Source organism: Streptomyces fildesensis (assembly GCF_016107395.1).
GTDB classification, from domain to species: domain Bacteria; phylum Actinomycetota; class Actinomycetes; order Streptomycetales; family Streptomycetaceae; genus Actinacidiphila; species Actinacidiphila fildesensis.
In genome coordinates this window covers 1-16,003 of sequence record NZ_JAAIKO010000044.1, presented here as the reverse complement: position 1 = coordinate 16,003, position 16,003 = coordinate 1, and the positions used below count along the sequence as shown (strand labels likewise).

The 16,003-nt window shown below is 71.8% G+C and carries 15 protein-coding genes, 1 tRNA gene and 1 pseudogene; 7 read left to right on the top strand and 10 right to left on the bottom strand.

What is annotated here, in order from left to right:
• Positions 1-9 precede the first annotated feature (9 nt).
• Positions 10-669 (top strand): O-methyltransferase, encoded by a 660-nt coding sequence (locus tag C6N31_RS35090; RefSeq protein WP_138356783.1) that lies wholly within the window; start codon positions 10-12, stop codon positions 667-669.
• Positions 670-862: 193 nt separating this feature from the next.
• Here C6N31_RS35090 and C6N31_RS35085 read toward each other — a convergent pair whose 3' ends face one another.
• From C6N31_RS35085 to C6N31_RS35060, 6 genes are read right to left on the bottom strand one after another with little or no spacing between them, the layout of a single operon-like run.
• Positions 863-1,405, bottom strand: coding sequence for a DUF4383 domain-containing protein (locus C6N31_RS35085; protein ID WP_138356784.1), 543 nt, complete (start codon positions 1,403-1,405; stop codon positions 863-865).
• A 54-nt stretch (positions 1,406-1,459) separates the two neighbouring features.
• Positions 1,460-2,161: an HAD family hydrolase gene (locus tag C6N31_RS35080; protein WP_307811581.1), complete on the bottom strand. Its 702-nt coding sequence runs from the start codon at positions 2,159-2,161 to the stop codon at positions 1,460-1,462.
• The gene (locus C6N31_RS35075) at positions 2,158-3,261 is read right to left on the bottom strand and encodes an ABC transporter ATP-binding protein (RefSeq protein WP_138356785.1); all 1,104 of its coding nucleotides are present in this window, start codon (positions 3,259-3,261) and stop codon (positions 2,158-2,160) included. The genes C6N31_RS35080 and C6N31_RS35075 overlap by 4 nt, the downstream gene beginning before the upstream one ends.
• Positions 3,258-4,142: an ABC transporter permease gene (locus C6N31_RS35070; RefSeq protein ID WP_138356786.1), complete on the bottom strand. Its 885-nt coding sequence runs from the start codon at positions 4,140-4,142 to the stop codon at positions 3,258-3,260. The genes C6N31_RS35075 and C6N31_RS35070 overlap by 4 nt, the downstream gene beginning before the upstream one ends.
• Positions 4,130-4,984, bottom strand: a complete 855-nt coding sequence (locus C6N31_RS35065) for an ABC transporter permease (protein ID WP_164294055.1) — start codon at positions 4,982-4,984, stop codon at positions 4,130-4,132. The genes C6N31_RS35070 and C6N31_RS35065 overlap by 13 nt, the downstream gene beginning before the upstream one ends.
• Positions 4,984-6,147 (bottom strand): ABC transporter substrate-binding protein, encoded by a 1,164-nt coding sequence (locus tag C6N31_RS35060; RefSeq protein WP_138356788.1) that lies wholly within the window; start codon positions 6,145-6,147, stop codon positions 4,984-4,986. Before C6N31_RS35060 ends, C6N31_RS35065 begins: the two co-directional genes overlap by 1 nt.
• A gap of 277 nt (positions 6,148-6,424) precedes the next feature.
• On the opposite strand from C6N31_RS35060, the gene C6N31_RS35055 reads away from it, so the two are divergent.
• Together C6N31_RS35055 and C6N31_RS35050 are read left to right on the top strand one after the other, a co-directional pair.
• Positions 6,425-7,153 carry a GntR family transcriptional regulator gene (locus tag C6N31_RS35055; protein ID WP_138356798.1) on the top strand — a complete coding sequence of 243 codons (729 nt, stop codon included), beginning with the start codon at positions 6,425-6,427 and terminating at the stop codon, positions 7,151-7,153.
• A gap of 103 nt (positions 7,154-7,256) precedes the next feature.
• Positions 7,257-9,200 carry a phosphocholine-specific phospholipase C gene (locus C6N31_RS35050; RefSeq protein ID WP_269286868.1) on the top strand — a complete coding sequence of 648 codons (1,944 nt, stop codon included), beginning with the start codon at positions 7,257-7,259 and terminating at the stop codon, positions 9,198-9,200.
• 63 nt (positions 9,201-9,263) lie between these two features.
• Here C6N31_RS35050 and tmpA read toward each other — a convergent pair whose 3' ends face one another.
• The 3 genes from tmpA to C6N31_RS35035 all read right to left on the bottom strand — a co-directional run bounded on the left by tmpA (position 9,264) and on the right by C6N31_RS35035 (position 12,507).
• Positions 9,264-10,892, bottom strand: coding sequence for a 2-trimethylaminoethylphosphonate dioxygenase (gene tmpA, locus C6N31_RS35045; RefSeq protein WP_198359021.1), 1,629 nt, complete (start codon positions 10,890-10,892; stop codon positions 9,264-9,266).
• 112 nt (positions 10,893-11,004) lie between these two features.
• Positions 11,005-11,223: an FmdB family zinc ribbon protein gene (locus C6N31_RS35040; RefSeq protein WP_138356790.1), complete on the bottom strand. Its 219-nt coding sequence runs from the start codon at positions 11,221-11,223 to the stop codon at positions 11,005-11,007.
• 42 nt (positions 11,224-11,265) lie between these two features.
• Complete coding sequence (locus C6N31_RS35035; protein WP_138356791.1) at positions 11,266-12,507, bottom strand: coiled-coil domain-containing protein; 1,242 nt, start codon at positions 12,505-12,507, stop codon at positions 11,266-11,268.
• 189 nt (positions 12,508-12,696) lie between these two features.
• On the opposite strand from C6N31_RS35035, the gene C6N31_RS35030 reads away from it, so the two are divergent.
• The 4 genes from C6N31_RS35030 to C6N31_RS35015 all read left to right on the top strand — a co-directional run bounded on the left by C6N31_RS35030 (position 12,697) and on the right by C6N31_RS35015 (position 15,711).
• Positions 12,697-12,768: transfer RNA gene (locus tag C6N31_RS35030), tRNA-Val, on the top strand.
• Between the two features lie 167 nt (positions 12,769-12,935).
• On the top strand, positions 12,936-14,057 hold the full coding sequence (locus C6N31_RS35025; RefSeq protein WP_138356792.1) for an aminopeptidase P family protein: 1,122 nt from the start codon (positions 12,936-12,938) through the stop codon (positions 14,055-14,057).
• A 146-nt stretch (positions 14,058-14,203) separates the two neighbouring features.
• On the top strand, positions 14,204-14,887 hold the full coding sequence (locus C6N31_RS35020; protein WP_198359024.1) for a hypothetical protein: 684 nt from the start codon (positions 14,204-14,206) through the stop codon (positions 14,885-14,887).
• 62 nt (positions 14,888-14,949) lie between these two features.
• Positions 14,950-15,711, top strand: coding sequence for a bestrophin-like domain (locus tag C6N31_RS35015; RefSeq protein ID WP_138359651.1), 762 nt, complete (start codon positions 14,950-14,952; stop codon positions 15,709-15,711).
• 80 nt (positions 15,712-15,791) lie between these two features.
• On the opposite strand, the pseudogene C6N31_RS35010 reads toward C6N31_RS35015, so the two are convergent.
• A pseudogene (locus C6N31_RS35010) lies at positions 15,792-16,003 on the bottom strand (Crp/Fnr family transcriptional regulator); the annotation flags it as partial.

The window sequence follows — 16,003 nt, the reverse complement described above, 5'->3', positions numbered from 1 at the left end:
GGAGAAGCCTTGTACGAGACGAAGAATCCGCAGCTCACCCCCGAGCTGTACGCATATGTACTCGCGCACAACCCGCCGCTGGACCCGGTGCAGCGGGAACTCGTCGAGCTCACCCACACCCGGCTCGCGGATGTCTCAGGACTGCAGACCGCGGAGGAGCAGGGCCCGCTGCTCGCCTTCCTGGTGCGGCTGGTCGGGGCCCGCCGCATCGTCGAGGTCGGCACGTTCACCGGGTTCTCCACTCTGTCGATGGCCCAGGCGATGCCGGCGGACGGACAGCTCATCGCCTGTGACGTCTCCGAGGAGTGGACGGCCGTCGGCCGCGAGGCCTGGGCGAAGGCGGGCGTGGCGGACCGGATCGACCTGCGGATCGCTCCGGCACTGGACACGCTGCGCGCGCTGCCCGAGGGGCCGTGGATCGACTTCGTCTTCCTCGACGCGGACAAGGTCAGTTACGTCGCGTACTGGGAGGAGCTGGTGCCGCGGATGAACCCCGGCGGCCTGATCGTCGCCGACAACACGCTCTTCCACGGTGCGGTCGCCGATCCGGCCGTCGAGGGCCCCGCGGCGGCCATCCGCGCCTTCAACGACCGGGTGCGCTCGGACGACCGGATGGACGACGTACTGCTCACCGTCGCGGACGGCCTCACCATCGCCCGCAGGCGGTAGCTCCTCCCGGGCGTTCCGGCGACCGGTGCCAGGGCCTGTCCGGCGGATCAGGGGCGGCCCCTTCGCCGCCTGGCACGGCAGCTCGCGGCGTTGCCGAAACACCCACATACAAAAGCGTATGCGGGCATTCCGGCGCCTTGCGATCTACCGCACCAGACGACGCCTGGACCGCCCCTGATCCGCCGGACAGGCCCTAATGCTGAGGCAGCCCGCGAGGCGGGGTCCGGCGGGCGGCCGCAGCCGCTCGTGCCGCCGCCTCGCGCGCCGCCGCTTCGGGGTGGCGCTGTCGCCAGTACGGGTTGTCGTGCGGGAGGCCGCCGGTGACGCGGCCGTACATGCCGAACATGAGGAGCATGATGCCGACGACGAAGCTGAAGATCACGTTGGGCATCTCGAACGCCAGGAAGTTGTGGCTGCTGTCCAGCAGGGCGAGATTCACGAAGCCGCTGAGGATGAACAGGGTCCCGAGGACCATGTTCAGGTTCGAGGCGATGTTCCCGCCGATGACCATGCCCGCGAAGAGCAGCAGTCCGACGGCGATCGACAGGACACTCAGCGTGCCGTTGGTGTTGAGTCCAGCCACCGTGTCACCGTGGGTGTCCAGGAACGGGACCTGGTTCAGTAGCCCCAGGATGCCGAAGACCAGCAGCACCAGCCCCGTGAGGCCCGCGCCGACGCGGTAGACCTGGCTCAGCCGGTGATCAGCGGGCAGATGCTCGTCGAGTCGTATGACCATGAGCGGCCTCCTTGGCGGAAGCGGGGGCAAGCGGAACCACATGCCCCACTTAACTCAAGCATCCTCCCGGCGGGCCTCTTCATCAACTGTTCCGCCGGCTGCCGCCCGGTCCGCGACGAGGGAGCGCAGCAGCGCGGGCCCCGCCTGCTCCAGGCTGCGCAGCACCGTCCGGCCCGGTGCGGGCAGGATCGGCACGACGGACGGCACGGCCAGCACCTGGCACCCCGCGGCCTCGGCGGAGGCCACCCCGGTGGGGGTGTCCTCCACGGCGACGCAGCGGGCCGGATCGGCGCCGAGCAGCCGGGCGGCGGCCAGATACGGGTCCGGAGCGGGCTTGGTGCGGGGGGTGTCGTCGGCGGTGACGGAGACCGCGAAGTTCTCCCGGCCGAGCACGTCGAGCACCAGCTCCACGACGCGCCGCGGCGAGGCGGACACCAGCGCCGTCGTCACCCCCTCCGCGCGCAGCCGGGCCAGCAGCACGGTCGCACCGGGGCGCGGCCGTACCTCGCGGGCCACCAGCTCGGCGAAGCGGGCGTCCAGCTCCGCCGCCAGGTGCTCACGGGTGCGGGCGGTCCCGGTGGCCGTGAGCAGATGGCCGGTGGTGTGGTCGACGGACCGGCCCAGCACGTCGGGGACGTCCGCGTCGGTCAGCGTGTAGCCGAGCGCCGACGCGGTCTCGGCGACCGTGTCCCACCACACCCCCTCGGTGTCGACCAGCGTGCCGTCCATGTCGAAGAGCACCGCCTGAAGCGTCACGCGGTGGGTCCGTCGACGAGCACGGGGCGCTGCGGGAGGGTCACGGTGACGGTCGCGCCGGCCGGCAGGGTGGCCGCGCGGTGGCTGGGCACGTCCGCTTTGACCGTCGCGCCGTCCGGCAGCGACAGGGTGAGACGGGTGACCGAGCCGTGGAAGGCGGCGGTGAGCACCCGGGAGCGGCCCTCGCCGTCGGCGGTGGCCTCCAGGGCCTCCGGCCGGACCAGGACGTCCACCGGGCCCTGCGCCGGGGCGGCGCCGCGCACCGGCAGCCGCTGTCCGAGCACCTCCACGTCACCGTCCGCCATGACGCCCGGCAGCCGGTTCATGGTGCCGACGAACTCGGCGACGAACGCCGTCGCGGGCGTGTCGTACAGCTCGGCGGGGGCCGCGACCTGCTCCAGCCGGCCGTCGCGCATCACCGCGACCCGGTCGGCCGTCGACAGCGCCTCCTCCTGGTCGTGCGTGACGAAGACGGTGGTGATCCGCAGCTCCTGCTGCAGCCGCCTGATCTCCTCGCGCAGCGTCACCCGGACCTTGGCGTCCAGCGCGGACAGCGGTTCGTCCAGCAGCAGCACCTTGGGCCGCAGCGCCAGCGCGCGGGCGAGCGCCACGCGCTGCTGCTGGCCGCCGGAGAGCTGGTGCGGGAAGCGGTCGGCGTGCTGCGGCAGCCCGACCAGCTCCAGCAGTTCATGGGCGCGCTTCCGGCGCTCGGCGGCGCCGGTCCGCCGCATCTTCAGGCCGAACGCGACGTTGTCGGCGGCCGTCAGGTGCGGGAAGAGGCTGTACGACTGGAAGACCATCCCGGCGTCGCGGCGGTGCGCGGGCACCCCGCTGATGTCCTGGCCGTCGACCAGGACCTGGCCGGAGTCGGGACGTTCGAAGCCGGCCAGCATCCGCAGCGCGGTGGTCTTGCCGCAGCCGGACGGGCCGAGCAGCGCGAGCAGCTCACCGGGACGGGCGGTCAGGTCCAGGCCGTCGAGCGCCACGGTGGCGCCGAACGACTTGCTGAGCGCGCGGAACTCGACGGTGGTGGCCGTCGAGGAGTCCGCGGGGTCCGGGGCGGACGTGGTGGCCTTGGTGGAAGCCGTGGCGGCGGTCATGCCACCTCCTGTGCGATGGGTGCGGGAGCGGCCGCGTCGCGGCCGGCCCGGCGGGAGCGGGACAGGGAACGGGACCGGTCGCGGGGCCGGCCCAGGGCGGCGAACACCAGCAGCAGCATCCAGGTGACCACCAGGCTCAGCACCGAGACGGCCACCGACAACTGCGCCTGGTTGCCTCCGGTGTTGACGATCCACACCGCGAACGGCTGGTACCCGAGCAGGGCGCCGACGGTGTACTCGCCGAGAACCAGCGCGAGGGTGAGGAAGGACGCGTTCAGCAGCGCGCCGCGCAGGTTGGGCAGCACCACCTGCAGGACGGCCCGCGGAGCGCTCGCGCCGCAGCTGCGCGCGGCCTCCACCAGGACGCGGACGTCGACCGCGCGCAGCCCGGAGTCCAGCGCCCGGTAGGCGAGCGGCAGCGCCATCACCGTGTAGGCGAGGACCAGGACGAACGGGAACCGCTTGTCCTGCACGGCGGTGAACGTCTGGAACAGCGGGGTGCGCGACAGGTGTTCCGGGCCCCAGCGCAGCACGCTGCTGTAGCCGGAGACCAGCGCCACCGACGGGACCACCAGCGGCAGCGAGCAGATGATCTCCAGGACCGGCCGCAGCCGGGGAGCGCCGAGGCGCACCGCGACGAGCGCCGGGACCAGCAGCACCATCACCAGGACGATGGTCGCGGCGGCCAGCTCCAGGGTGAGCAGCAGGCTGTCGGTGAAGCCGTCCGCGCTGACGATGCCGCTGTACGCGTCCAGGGTGAAGCCCTGGCCCGGGACGTCCACGGTGAAGATCACCGAGGCGGCCACCGGGACCAGGAAGTACAGGCCGGCCAGCAGGCCGACGGCGCCGCGCCACAGCGGCTTGCGGGTCAGTCGAGCCATCGTGCGCTCCTTCGCTGGAGGGGGACGTAGACCGCCATGACGAGCCCGGCGACCACGACCATGTCCAGGCTGAGCGCGAGCGCGATGTTGCCCTGGCCGACCAGGACGTTGCCGGACAGCGCGTCGGCGATCTGCACGGTGATCAGCGGCACCGAGCCGCTGCCCAGCGCGGCGGCCGTGGCGTAGGCGGCGAAGGCGCTGCCGAAGAGCAGCACGTAGCCGCCGAGCAGGGACGGGGCCAGCACCGGCAGCGCGACGTACCGCCAGTACTGGAAGCCGGTGGCGCCGTTGTTCTGCGCGGCCTCGCGCCACTGCTTGCGCAGGCCCTCCAGCGCCGGGGTGATGGCCAGGACCATCAGCGGCAGCAGGAAGTAGAGGTAGACGATGACCAGGCCCCAGAACGTGTACAGGCTCCAGCCGGCACCGGTCAGGCCCAGGTGCTCGGTGAGGACGCCCGCGTTGCCGAGGGTGGCGATGAAGGCGAAGGCGAGCGGTACCCCGCCGAAGTTGGCGAGCACGCCGGACGCCGCGAGGACACCCTCGCGCAGGGCGCGGTGACGCGAGGTCACCACGGCCTGCGCGAGGGGGAGTCCGAGCACGGCGGCGAGCAGTGCGGACAGCGCCGACAGCTTGACGCTGCTGACCAGCCCGGTGAGGTAGGCGCCCTGCACGGAGTCCGTGAGGTTCGCCGTCGTCCACTGCGCGCCGCCGGGCGCGTCACTCGACGTACTGAAGGCACCGGTCAGCATGGCGACGGCGGGCAGGCCGAACGCCACCAGCATGAACAGCACGAGTGGCAGCGCCGCCAGCATGCCGGCCGGCGCCTTGGTCCTCAGGGTCATCAGGCGACGGCCTTGGCCCAGCCCTGGGTGACGGTCTTCTTGGCCGCGTCCACCTGCGCGGGCGTCGGGAAGGCCGGGGTGCCGGCGACGGCCGGCAGCTTGGCGGCGGCAGCGGCGTCGAGCGTGCCGGCCTGCTTGAGGGCGTCCATCAGCACGGGACGGGCGTAGCCCTTGAGCCACAGGTTCTGGCCCTCGGCGCTGTACAGGTACTCCTCCCACAGGCGGGCGGCGGCCGGGTGCGGCGCGTCCTTGTTCACGGCCTGCGCGTAGTACTGGGCGTAGACGCCGTCGCTGGGGATGGAGACCTTCCAGTCCACGTTCTTCGTCTTGAACTCGTCGGTGTAACCCGCGTTGAGGTAGTCCCAGTCGATGCTGATCGGCGTCTCGCCCTTCTGGACGGTCGCCGGGGTGGACTCCACCGGGTTGTAGTTGCCCGACTTCTTCAGCTGCCCGAAGAAGTCCAGACCGGGCTGGATGTTGTCGAACGAGCCCTTGTTGGCGATGGCCGCCGCGTAGACGCCGCCGAAGGCCGAACCGGACTTCGTCGGGTTGCCGTTCAGCGCCACCTGGCCCTTGTACTGCGGCTTGAGGAGGTCCGCGAAGGTCGAGGGGCACTCCTTGACGCGCTTGGCGTCGCAGCCGATCGAGACGTAGCCGCCGTAGTCGTAGTACCAGCGCGCCTGTGCGTCCTTCTGCGCCGCCGGGATCTTCTCGTAGTCCGCGACCTTGTACGAGGCGAACAGGCCCTGCGAGGCGCCGCTCAGCGCGAAGGCGCTGCCGAGGTCGACGACGTCGGGGGCGCGGTCCTGGCCCTTGCGGGTGCTGATCGCGGAGATCTCGATCTGGCTGGAGGCGTCGGGGTTCTCGACCTCGACCTTGATGCCGTACTTCTTGCTGAAGCCGTCGATGAGCGCGCCGTAGTTGGCCCAGTCGCGCGGCAGGGCGATCGCGTTGAGCTTGCCCTCCTTCTTCGCGGCGGCGACCAGGGCGTCCATCCCGCCGAACTCGGCGGCGGAGGTGGCGGTGGCGGCACTCTTCTTGCCGTCGGCCGCCGTGCTCTCGGTGGGTGCGGCGCCGCAGGCACTGAGGCCGAGCGCAGCTATGGCGAGGACACCTGCGAGGCCGGCGGCCCGGGGGCGGGGCAGAATCACGAGACTCTCCATGGGGACGGGAGATAGCCAGGGTTGGCTGTACAACTCGAACAATGACGACCTCAGTACGCCGCAGTCCAGTGTCCGGCGGATGAACGCGCCACTGCGTTCCGGTGTCGGCCGCGGGAATGACGCGGTTGCCCCGGAATCGGCGGTTGATTCGGCGGTTAGGGTCGGAGTGCGGTCCGTCGGTGGGCCGTCCGTGGGTGATCCGGCGGACAGGATCTAGGCTCGGTCGCCGGAGCAGTGATCGACGTGGGGGAGCAGCGTGGCGGACGGCCGGCAGACGATGTACCGGAAGGTGGCCGCCGACCTCCGGCAGGCCATCGCCGACGGCGCCTACGGGTCCGGCGGCCGACTGCCGGCCGAGGGCGAACTCGCCACCCGCTACGGCGTCTCGCGCGGCACCGTGCGCCAGGCCCTGGCCGTACTGCGGGCCGACGGGCTGGTCACCTCCAGGCGCGGCACCCGCCGCGTCGTGCTGGGCACCGCCCGGGTGCAGAGCTTCGGCGAGCTGCTCAGCTTCACCCGCTGGGCCCGCTCCATCGGCGAGGAGCCCGGCGGCCGGGTGGTGGAGATCATCCGCAGTCCCGCCGACGAGGTCGAACGTGAACAACTCCGGCTGGAACCGGACGCCGAGGTCTACCGCGTGCTGCGGGTCCGCACCCTGTCCGGCGTCCCGGTGATGGTGGAGCGCACCGTCTACCCCGAGCACATAGGCGCCCTCGTCGAGGCGCTGGACCCGCACGCGGTCTCGCACACCGTGCCGCTCCAGGAGCAGGGCGTGCTGTTCACCGACGCCCACCACACCATCGACCTGGCCCTCGCCGACGCCGACGACGCCCGGCTGCTCGGCTGCCTGGTGGGCGATCCGCTGCTGCGTGAGCGGCGCCGCACCACCGATCCGGCGGGTTCCCCGGTGGAGTGGTCGCAGGACCGCTACCTGCCGGGAACGGTGGCCTTCACCGTCCACAACTCGACGGCGGTCACCTCACTGTCCCGTCGCACGGGAATCTGACGAAACGTCTGTCTCCGGTCTTCCCCTGTTCATGTGCGACTGTCATCATCCTACTCGCCAGTAACCGCGAGTAACCCCCGCACCTCTCTGACCAGGAGGCACCGTGTCCGCCCTCTCCCGCCTGCCCGGAACCGGCATGTCCCGCCGCACGCTGCTCGGTTCGGCCGTCGCCACCGGCGCGGCCATCGGCACCGGCGTCCTGCCCGCCGGCCTGCAGCAGGCGCTGGCCGAGCCCGCACGACAGGGCACGCTGGACGATGTCGAACACGTCGTGGTCCTGATGCAGGAGAACCGCTCCTTCGACCACTACTTCGGCACCCTGAGCGGCGCCCGCGGCTACGGCGACAGCTCGCTGCTCCGCTTCCCGAACGGCTCCGACGTGCTGCACCAGCGGCTGCTCGGCTCCGTCGGCGGCACCAGCCTGCTGCCCTGGCACCTGGACACCACCACCTCCGACGCCCAGCGGATCTTCGACCTGGACCACTCCTGGGACGGCACCCACAGCGCCTGGGCCAACGGCCAGTACAACAACTGGATCCCCGCCAAGTCCTGGTACACGATGGGCTACTACCGGCGCCAGGACATCCCCTTCCAGTACGCGCTCGCCGATGCCTTCACCCTCTGTGACCAGTACTTCTGTTCCACCATGGCGTCCACCAACCCCAACCGCCTCTACCTGTGGTCCGGGACGGTCGACCCGCGCGGCACCGCCGGCGGCCCGGTCGTCGACAACAGCGAGAAGGGCTACACCTGGACGACCTATCCGGAGCGGCTGCAGGCAGCGGGCATCTCCTGGAAGGTCTACCAGCAGGAGGACAACTACGACGACAACGCCCTGGCCTGGTTCAGGCAGTACCAGAACGCCTCCAAGGACTCCCCGCTCTACGTGAACGGCATGGTCAAGCGCGGTGCGGACGACTTCGCCCAGGACGTGGCCAACGGAAAACTGCCCGCCGTCAGCTGGGTGGTGGCCCCCACCGACCAGTCGGAGCACCCCAACCACCCGCCGGCCCAGGGCGCCGACTTCACCTCCTCCTACGTGCTGGAGGCGCTCGCCGCCCACCCCGAGGTCTGGGCCAAGACCGTCGTCCTGCTCAACTACGACGAGAACGACGGCTTCTTCGACCACGTCATCCCGCCGGCCGCCCCCGCCGGCACCCCGGACGAGTTCATCAACGGCGCGCCCATCGGGCTCGGCCCGCGCGTCCCGATGATCGTCATATCGCCCTGGAGCCGCGGCGGCCGCATCAACTCCGAGGTCTTCGACCACACGTCGGTCCTGCGGTTCCTGGAGAACTGGACGGGGGTGCGCGAGCCCAACATCTCCGCCTGGCGCCGCACCGTCTGCGGCGACCTGATGTCGGCGTTCGACTTCCGGACGTCCACCACGACGTTCCCCGCCCTGCCCGACACCAAGAAGCTCCTGGCGGACCTGGCCGAGCAGCACAAGAAGGTGCTCCCGCCGCTCTTCCCGCCGGTGGTCCAGCACTTCCCCGAGGTGGAGCCGGGCGACCGCCCGGCGCTGCCCACCGGCTACCGCTTCGGCTCGTCCTCGCGGACCGACACCGCCAAGGGCCTGATCTGGATCACCGTGGACAACCTCGGCTCCCTCGGCGCCGGCCTGTCGATGTACACCGTCAACCACCGCAAGTTCGGCGCCTGGCGCTACACGCTGCCCGTGGGCGGCAGCATCACGGACTACTTCAGCGCCCAGGCCGTCAGCGGCGGCCCGTACGACATCGACACCCATGGCCCGGACGGATTCCTGCGCGGCTACAAGGGCGACGTCCGCACCTGGACCAACCCGGCGAAGGCGCACCCGGAGGTCTCGGCGGTCGAGGCGCCGGACGGCGTCCACCTCAAGCTCACCAACGCGGGTGGAAAGCCCGCGGTGTTCACCTTCCCGGGCCACCAGGTGACGGTCGCGCCCGGTGCCTCGGCGACCGCGGTCGTCCCGTCCGCCACCGCACGCCGCTACGACTTCACGGTGACGGCGGACACCGGCGACGGCTTCGAGCGCCGCTTCGCGGGACGGCTGCAGCCGTAGGTCACGGCTGACGCCGAGGGGGTCCGCCCGAGTCTTCGGCGGACCCCCTCCGGTCGTGCGGTCCTACCGCAACAGGCTTGCCAGCAGCGGCCGGTAGTGGGCGAAGTCCGCGGCCGCCGTCACCCGTACGTCCTTGGCGCCCTCGTCCCACCGGCGCAGCCGCACCGCCTCGGCGCCGAAGGCCTCCGCCTCGAAGTCACGTACCTCGCTCTGCGACATCGGCCCGCCCTGGACCCGCAGCGTGTGGACCGAGGCCTCGGACAGCCGCCCGAAGTACTCCGGCTCCACCGCGCACAGATACCGCTTGGCGGCGACGTGCAGCCGCACCGGCTCCGTCACCTCAGGTCCGAACCACCGCGCCAGCCACTCCGCGCCCGTGTGGCTGTGACGGTTGTCGGTCCCGGCCATCAGGTCCGCGCCGGTCACCGCCCCGTGGAAGTGACCCACGTCGTGCAGCAGCGCCGCGGCGACGAGAGCGGGCGCGGCGCCCGCGGCCTCCGCGAGGGAAGCGGCCTGCAGCATGTGCTGGGCCTGGGTGACGTCCTCGCCCAGGTACTGCTCGGCGCCCGCGCCGTCGAAGAGGGCGGCCAGCTCGTCGAGCGGCCGCTCCCGGCGCAGCACGGCGAGCGTGCTCGCGAGCCCGTCGAGGTCGGCGTAGCAGCCCTGCAGATGACGCTCACCGCTCTCGGCGAACGCGGTACGGGCGTGCAGCAGACGGGTGTTGTCGAAGACGAGACAGTCGCCGGGAGCCAGCCGGAAGTCCAGCCGCAGCTCCGCGCGCACCAGCAGCTCACCGAAGGCCCGGTAGGCGCGGTAGAAGGAGTCCAGCGCCTCCCGCGACAGCCGCAGCGTCCCGATGGAGCGGTTGTTGAAGCGGACCTCACGGATCCGCCCGAGCGGGTCCACGTCGATCAGCGGCCGGTCGGCGCGCAGCGCGGTGCGGGCGTCGTCGAAGCGGAAGGGCACCAGGGTGCGGGTCAGCACCTCGAACGCGGCCGGGTCCTCGGTGCGCAGCAGCGCGGCGGCGGCGAAGCCGTCGACCAGCCCCGAGTCGCCGCCGACGGCGGCGTTCGTCAGACAGTGCAGCAGCTGCAGGGTCGGTACGGGGTCGCGGTACGGGTTGTCGGTGTGCGGGGTGATCGCCGCGCCGGTGAAGGCGAGGTTGTTCGGGTCCGCCTCGACGCGCACGTCGAACAGCGTGCCGTAGTTCGTCTCGCGGACATGGCCGAACGTCCCGGCGACGGCCAGCACCTGCCGCTCGGTGCGGGGCACGTCCCGCAGCAGGGCGAAGCCGAGCCGCTGGACGGACTCCAGCACCCGTATCCGCTCGGCCGGGTCGGCGAGATACGCCTCCCAGCCGGCCTCGGGCAGCCGCCCGTCCAGATCGGCGGCGCACCACAGCTGCTTGCCGGCCTCGGTACGGCCGTCGCCGCTGTCCCCGCTGCCGTCGCCGGGGTCGGGGTCGGCCGAGGCGAGCCACTCCGTCCCGTAGACGGACCGGTGGCCGTCGGGGAGCCACTCCACCTCGAACGCGAGCTCACCGGCCCGCACCTCGCCGACCGCCAAGTCCGTTGGCAGATCGGTGATCTGGAAGAGCTTCTGGCCGTTGCGCGGATCGCGGCACTGGGCGCAGCGGCAGTTGTCCCGCAGCCAGGCCGCCGGGAGACGGGTCAGGTCCATACGGTCCTCCATAAGTTGTCTAGCCAACTTTAGAAGGGAACCTCGCACGCGGTCATGAGGACCGACGGACGGCCACATGTCGCGAGGATGAACACCGGGTCCCGACGCGGGACGGCGCGGAGCGTCAGCTGCAGCAGCCGCCTCCGCAGCACCCACCGCCACCGCCACCACCGCCACCCGACGCGGGAGCGGTGGCGCTGCCGCCCACGGCGACGGCCGACAGCAACTTCACCGTGTCGTCATGCCCCTCGGGGCAGCTCGCGGGGTCGGAGGACTCGGCCATCGGCCGGTTCAGCTCGAAAGTGGTACCGCAGGACCGGCAGCGAAACTCGTATCGGGGCATGCGACGAAGAATAGCCCCGCCGGCCGACCGCCCCGCGGAGCGTCAGCGCCCCTGCGCCCGGTCCTCACGGATGTTCGCGACGACCCGGTTCACGGTCTCCCGCACCGCCGCCGTCTCCGTCAGGAAGGCCCAGTAGTCCGGATGCCGCCCTTCCAGCGCGGCGAGCGCCCGGTCCAGCCGCGCCACCGCGTCGTCCAGCGGCCGGGCATGCCGGGGCTCGGGCGTCGTCCGGCCCTGCATCGCCAGCCGCTGCGCGTCCCGGATGGCGAACCGGGTCCTCTCGACCTCGGCCTTCGGATCCTTGCTGACCTCGTTCAGCCGGCGCAGCCGGTCACCGGCCGCGGACACCGACCCGTCCACGTCGTCCAGCAGCGCCCGGACCGTGCTCAGCCGGGACGTCGCGTCGGCCCAGCGCTGCTCGTCGCGCGCCTTGGCGGCCTCCGCGAGCTTGGCGCTCGCCTGCGCCACGGCGGTCTCCGCCTGCGCCGGCACCTGCTGCAGGTCCTGCCAGCACGCCAGCGAGAAACGCCGCCGCAGCTCACTGAGGACCGGCTCGACGCCGCCGGCCCGGGTGGCCAGCGCCTCGACGCGGGTGCGCAGGCTGACCAGCCGCTTGTCGATCTCCTTCGCCTGCTCAGGAAGCCGCGACGCCTCCGCCCGGATCGCCTCCGCACGGCGCTGCACGTCCTCCGCGCGCGCCAGCGTCTCCGGCACGCCGTGCGTCCCGGCCCCCTGGTTCAGCTTCGTGAGCTCCGGCGAGAGCGCCGCCAGCCGCGAGGCCAGCTCGTCGCCCTTCAGCCCGGCGGCCCGCACCGCGTCCAGCGCGTTGCTCGCCGCCAACAACCCCTGCCGCGCCCGCTCCACCGCCGGCGCCAGCCGGGCCAGCTGCGTCTCGGCCTTCCCCAGCAGCGGCGCGAGGCTCGCGGCGAACCGCTCCAGGTCCGCCTTGGCCCGGTCGAGGTCGTCCTTCGCCTTCGTCAGCTCGTTGCGGGCCCGGGTGGCGGTCGCCGTGTCCAGCTCGTCACGGTCCAGGTCATGGGCGTCGACGGTGGCGATGTATGCCCCGCTGACCTGGTCGATCTGCTCGCCGAGCGCCCGGAACCCGGCCAGCGCGCGCTGCGCGGCCGGCGAGTTGTCGACGGCGCTGATGGTCTCTATCGACAGGTCCAGGTCCCGTTGGGCGGTGTCCAGCTCGTAGAAGGCCTGGGAGGCGGCGTCCTTCGCGGCCTGGGCATCAGCGCGCAGATTGTCGCCGCGCCGCCACCACGAGCGTGCCGTCGTCACAGTGACTCTCTCCCGCAGGTCCGCCGCTGGTGTCTGTCGGCTCCAGTCTCCCACCTGACCAAGACGAATACACGGCCCGGGGCGGTTGCACGGACACGTGACCGAACGCCGGGCCATGCTTTACCCGCCCTTGGTATCCGGTTGGGGAGCACGGGGTTCGGCGATGTAATCTGTCACTTCACGTTCCGAGGGCGTGTAGCTCAGTGGTAGAGCAGCGCCTTTACACGGCGCTGGTCGGCGGTTCGAACCCGTCCACGCCCACCGCTCGATCCATCCGGGAGCCCCCGGCCAGCCATGGCCGGGGGCTCCCGGCGTTCCCGGGGCCGGTGCCGCGGGCCCGCCCCCGGTCGCGCACCAGGTCGGGAGCCCTGAGGCTGGAAGCCGTACGGTCCGGCGTCCGCCGGTGGCCGGCGGCTTCAGGAGGAGTCATGGCGGGTATCCAGCCGTTCACGCGGGAGGACTACGCGGCCCGGATGGCACGGGCCGCGGAGGCGGCGGCCGCGGCGGGGCTGGCCGGTGTGGTCGTGACCCCCGGCCCGGACCTGGTCTATCTGTGCGGGTACCAGCCGACGGCGATCACCGAGCGGCTGACGATGCTCGTGCTGTCCGCCGGCGAGGAGCCGCAGATGCTGGTGCCGGTCCTGGAGCGGCCGGACGCCGAGACGGCGGAGGGCGCGGGGGCGGTCCTGCTGACGGACTGGATCGACGGGCAGGACCCCTACAACGCGGCGATCAGTCTGCTGCGGCCCGAGGGGCGTTACGGGATCTCCGATTCGGCGTGGGCGATGCACCTGCTGGGCTTCCAGCGGACGCTGCCCGGTACGGCGTACGCGTCGCTGACCGATGTGCTGCCGATGCTGCGGGCGGTCAAGGACGAGCACGAGCTGGCGCGGCTGGCGGCGGCCGGAGCGGCGGCGGACGCCGCGTACGGGGACATCCTGAAGGTGCGGTTCGCGGGCCGCCGGGAGACCGAGGTGGCGGGCGACCTCGCGGATCTGCTGATCTCGTACGGGCACAGCCAGGTCGACTTCACCGTCGTGGGCTCCGGGCCGAACGGCGCCAACCCGCATCACGAGGCGGGGGAGCGGACCATCGCCGAGGGCGACATGGTGGTGCTGGACTTCGGCGGCCTGAAGGACGGCTACGGCTCCGACACCACGCGCACGGTGCACGTCGGCGAGCCCTCGGACGAGGAGCGGAAGGTGCACGACATCGTGCGCGAGGCCCAGCAGACGGCCTTCGAGGCGGTCCGGCCCGGTATCGCCTGCCAGGAGATCGACCGGGTGGCCCGCAAGGTCATCACGGACGCGGGGTACGGCGAATACTTCATCCACCGGGTCGGCCACGGCATCGGTGTGACGACGCACGAGCCGCCCTACATGGTGGAGGGCGAGGAGCGGCCGATCGTGCCGGGAATGTGCTTCTCGATCGAGCCCGGCATCTATCTGCCGGGGCGCTTCGGGGTCCGGATCGAGGACATCGTGACATGCACCGAGGAGGGCGGTCGGCGGCTCAACGGCACCCCCCACGAGATGCGCCTTGTCGGCTGATATTCGAACTGGTGCGAGGTTTAACGACCTTGCGTTGATTCGTTCGGGGGTACAGGTTCGAACTGGGGCCTGGTCGCGGTTCGCGCGGCCTCAAGATCTGTCCTGTGAGTAATCGGTGGGGAAGGGCCGCCCTGCGAGGAGCAGTGGTGGCGGCGGGGACCACCCTGTGCGGTTCGGGGTTGCTGGTACCGGTCGCGGTCGCCGGCGAGGACTGTCCGGGGCCGGTCACGGTCCAGGTGGAGCACGGCTCGGTGCACGTCTGCGTCCAGGCTCCCGACAGCCATGGACACGGGCCCGGCGTCGAGGACGGCGTCGAGGACGGGCACGGCCACGGCCACGGCCACGGCCACGGATACTGGCACTGGGGTTGGCACCACTGCCACTGCTACTGGCACTGGCACGGGGGCCATCCGTCGTGTCCTGAACCGACTCCGACTCCGACGCCGACTCCCACCCCCACACCGACCCCCAGTCCCACCCCCACGCCCGTTCCGACGCCCGTGCCCAGGCCGACCCCGGCGCCCAGGCCGACGCACCGCGTGGTCGTCCCGCCCCCGCGGGTTACCCCGCCGCCGCGCGTCGAGCCCTCGCCGGCCCCGGAGCCGAGCAGCAGTCCGGAGCCCGTCGTCACCCCCGCGCCGACCCCGTCGCCGCGGCACGCCCCGCCTCCGCGCCCGGCCGTCCACTGGCCGGCCCCTGCCGCGGCCCCGGCGCCCCCCAAGCACCAACGGCGGCCGCTGATGATGACGATGCTGCTCACGACGGTGCCGGGACTGCTCGCGGCGGCCGTGCTCCGGCCGGGCTCGCACGTGTACCGCAGGGCCCGTTGACGTCGTTCCGACGACCGGTGACCCGTAGACCCGCTGTCAGTTACGTCAGCTAGGAGTTCGTCATGTCGCAGTGGATTGCTCTGGTGATCGCGATGGCCGCGGCCTGCGTGGTCGTCATCACCGTCGTGGTGCTCAGACAGCGGCGCGTCCCGGTGGACGACGACCCCACCGAGACGCCCGACGTCATCGAGTACATGACGATGATGATCGGGGTGATCTACGCGATCGTCCTGGGCCTGGCGATCGCCGGAGTGTGGGAGGGCCAGGGTGCGGCGCAGGACGACGTGATGCGTGAGGCGCAGGCCCTGCACGAGATCAGCACGCGCGTGCAGGTGTATCCGCCCGAGGTGCGGGACCGGATCCGGGCGGACGTCGACGCGTACGTCTCGTACGTGGTCCACAAGGAGTGGCCGTACATGGCCGACCACGGCACCCTCTCCCCGAAGGGGACGGAACTGCTGTCGGCGGTGCGCCGCGACGTGACGGACTACGCGCCCAAGGGGGACCTGGACGCCCAGGCCTACCAGCCGGTGGTGGACCAGGTCGCGGTGGCCGACGAGGCGCGTACCGCGCGGGGCCAGAACGCGGGCGCGACGATGCCCGGGATGGTGTGGTTCGGCCTCATCGCGGGCGCCCTGGTGACGGTGGGGCTGATCTTCACGCTGCAGATCCGCCGCTCGGGCCGGGAGCTGCTGCTGGCGGGCCTGTTCAGCGCGCTCATCGCGTTCCTGCTGTTCCTGATCTGGGACCTCGACGCGCCCTTCGGCCGGGGCATCGCGGTCGCCCCCGATGTGTTCCTGGACCTGTTCCCGGCACTGAAGTAGCGGAGCCGGAGCGGGGCGCACGACGGAAGGGCGGTGGCCCGGGGAGGGATCCCCGGGCCACCGCCCTTCCGCTCGCCGTTCTAGTCGCGCCAGTTGGCGATGTTGACGTTCTCCAGGACGCCGAGGGCGTCCGGGACGAGCACCGCGGCGGAGTAGTAGGCGCTGACGAGGTAGCTGATGATGGCCTTCTCGCTCAGCCCCATGAACCGCACGTTCAGCCCGGGCTCGTACTCGTCCGGGATGCCGGTCTGGCGCAGGCCGATGACGCCCTGGTTGTCCTCCCCGGTACGCA

Coding starts and splice junctions, on each gene's coding strand:
- C6N31_RS35085 (WP_138356784.1), bottom strand. CDS start 1,405: ATGGTCATACGACTCGACGAGCATCTGCCCGCTGATCACCGGCTGAGC.
- C6N31_RS35075 (WP_138356785.1), bottom strand. CDS start 3,261: ATGACCGCCGCCACGGCTTCCACCAAGGCCACCACGTCCGCCCCGGAC.
- C6N31_RS35070 (WP_138356786.1), bottom strand. CDS start 4,142: ATGGCTCGACTGACCCGCAAGCCGCTGTGGCGCGGCGCCGTCGGCCTG.
- C6N31_RS35065 (WP_164294055.1), bottom strand. CDS start 4,984: ATGACCCTGAGGACCAAGGCGCCGGCCGGCATGCTGGCGGCGCTGCCA.
- C6N31_RS35060 (WP_138356788.1), bottom strand. CDS start 6,147: ATGGAGAGTCTCGTGATTCTGCCCCGCCCCCGGGCCGCCGGCCTCGCA.
- C6N31_RS35055 (WP_138356798.1), top strand. CDS start 6,425: ATGTACCGGAAGGTGGCCGCCGACCTCCGGCAGGCCATCGCCGACGGC.
- tmpA (WP_198359021.1), bottom strand. CDS start 10,892: ATGGAGGACCGTATGGACCTGACCCGTCTCCCGGCGGCCTGGCTGCGG.
- C6N31_RS35040 (WP_138356790.1), bottom strand. CDS start 11,223: ATGCCCCGATACGAGTTTCGCTGCCGGTCCTGCGGTACCACTTTCGAG.
- C6N31_RS35025 (WP_138356792.1), top strand. CDS start 12,936: ATGGCGGGTATCCAGCCGTTCACGCGGGAGGACTACGCGGCCCGGATG.
- C6N31_RS35015 (WP_138359651.1), top strand. CDS start 14,950: ATGTCGCAGTGGATTGCTCTGGTGATCGCGATGGCCGCGGCCTGCGTG.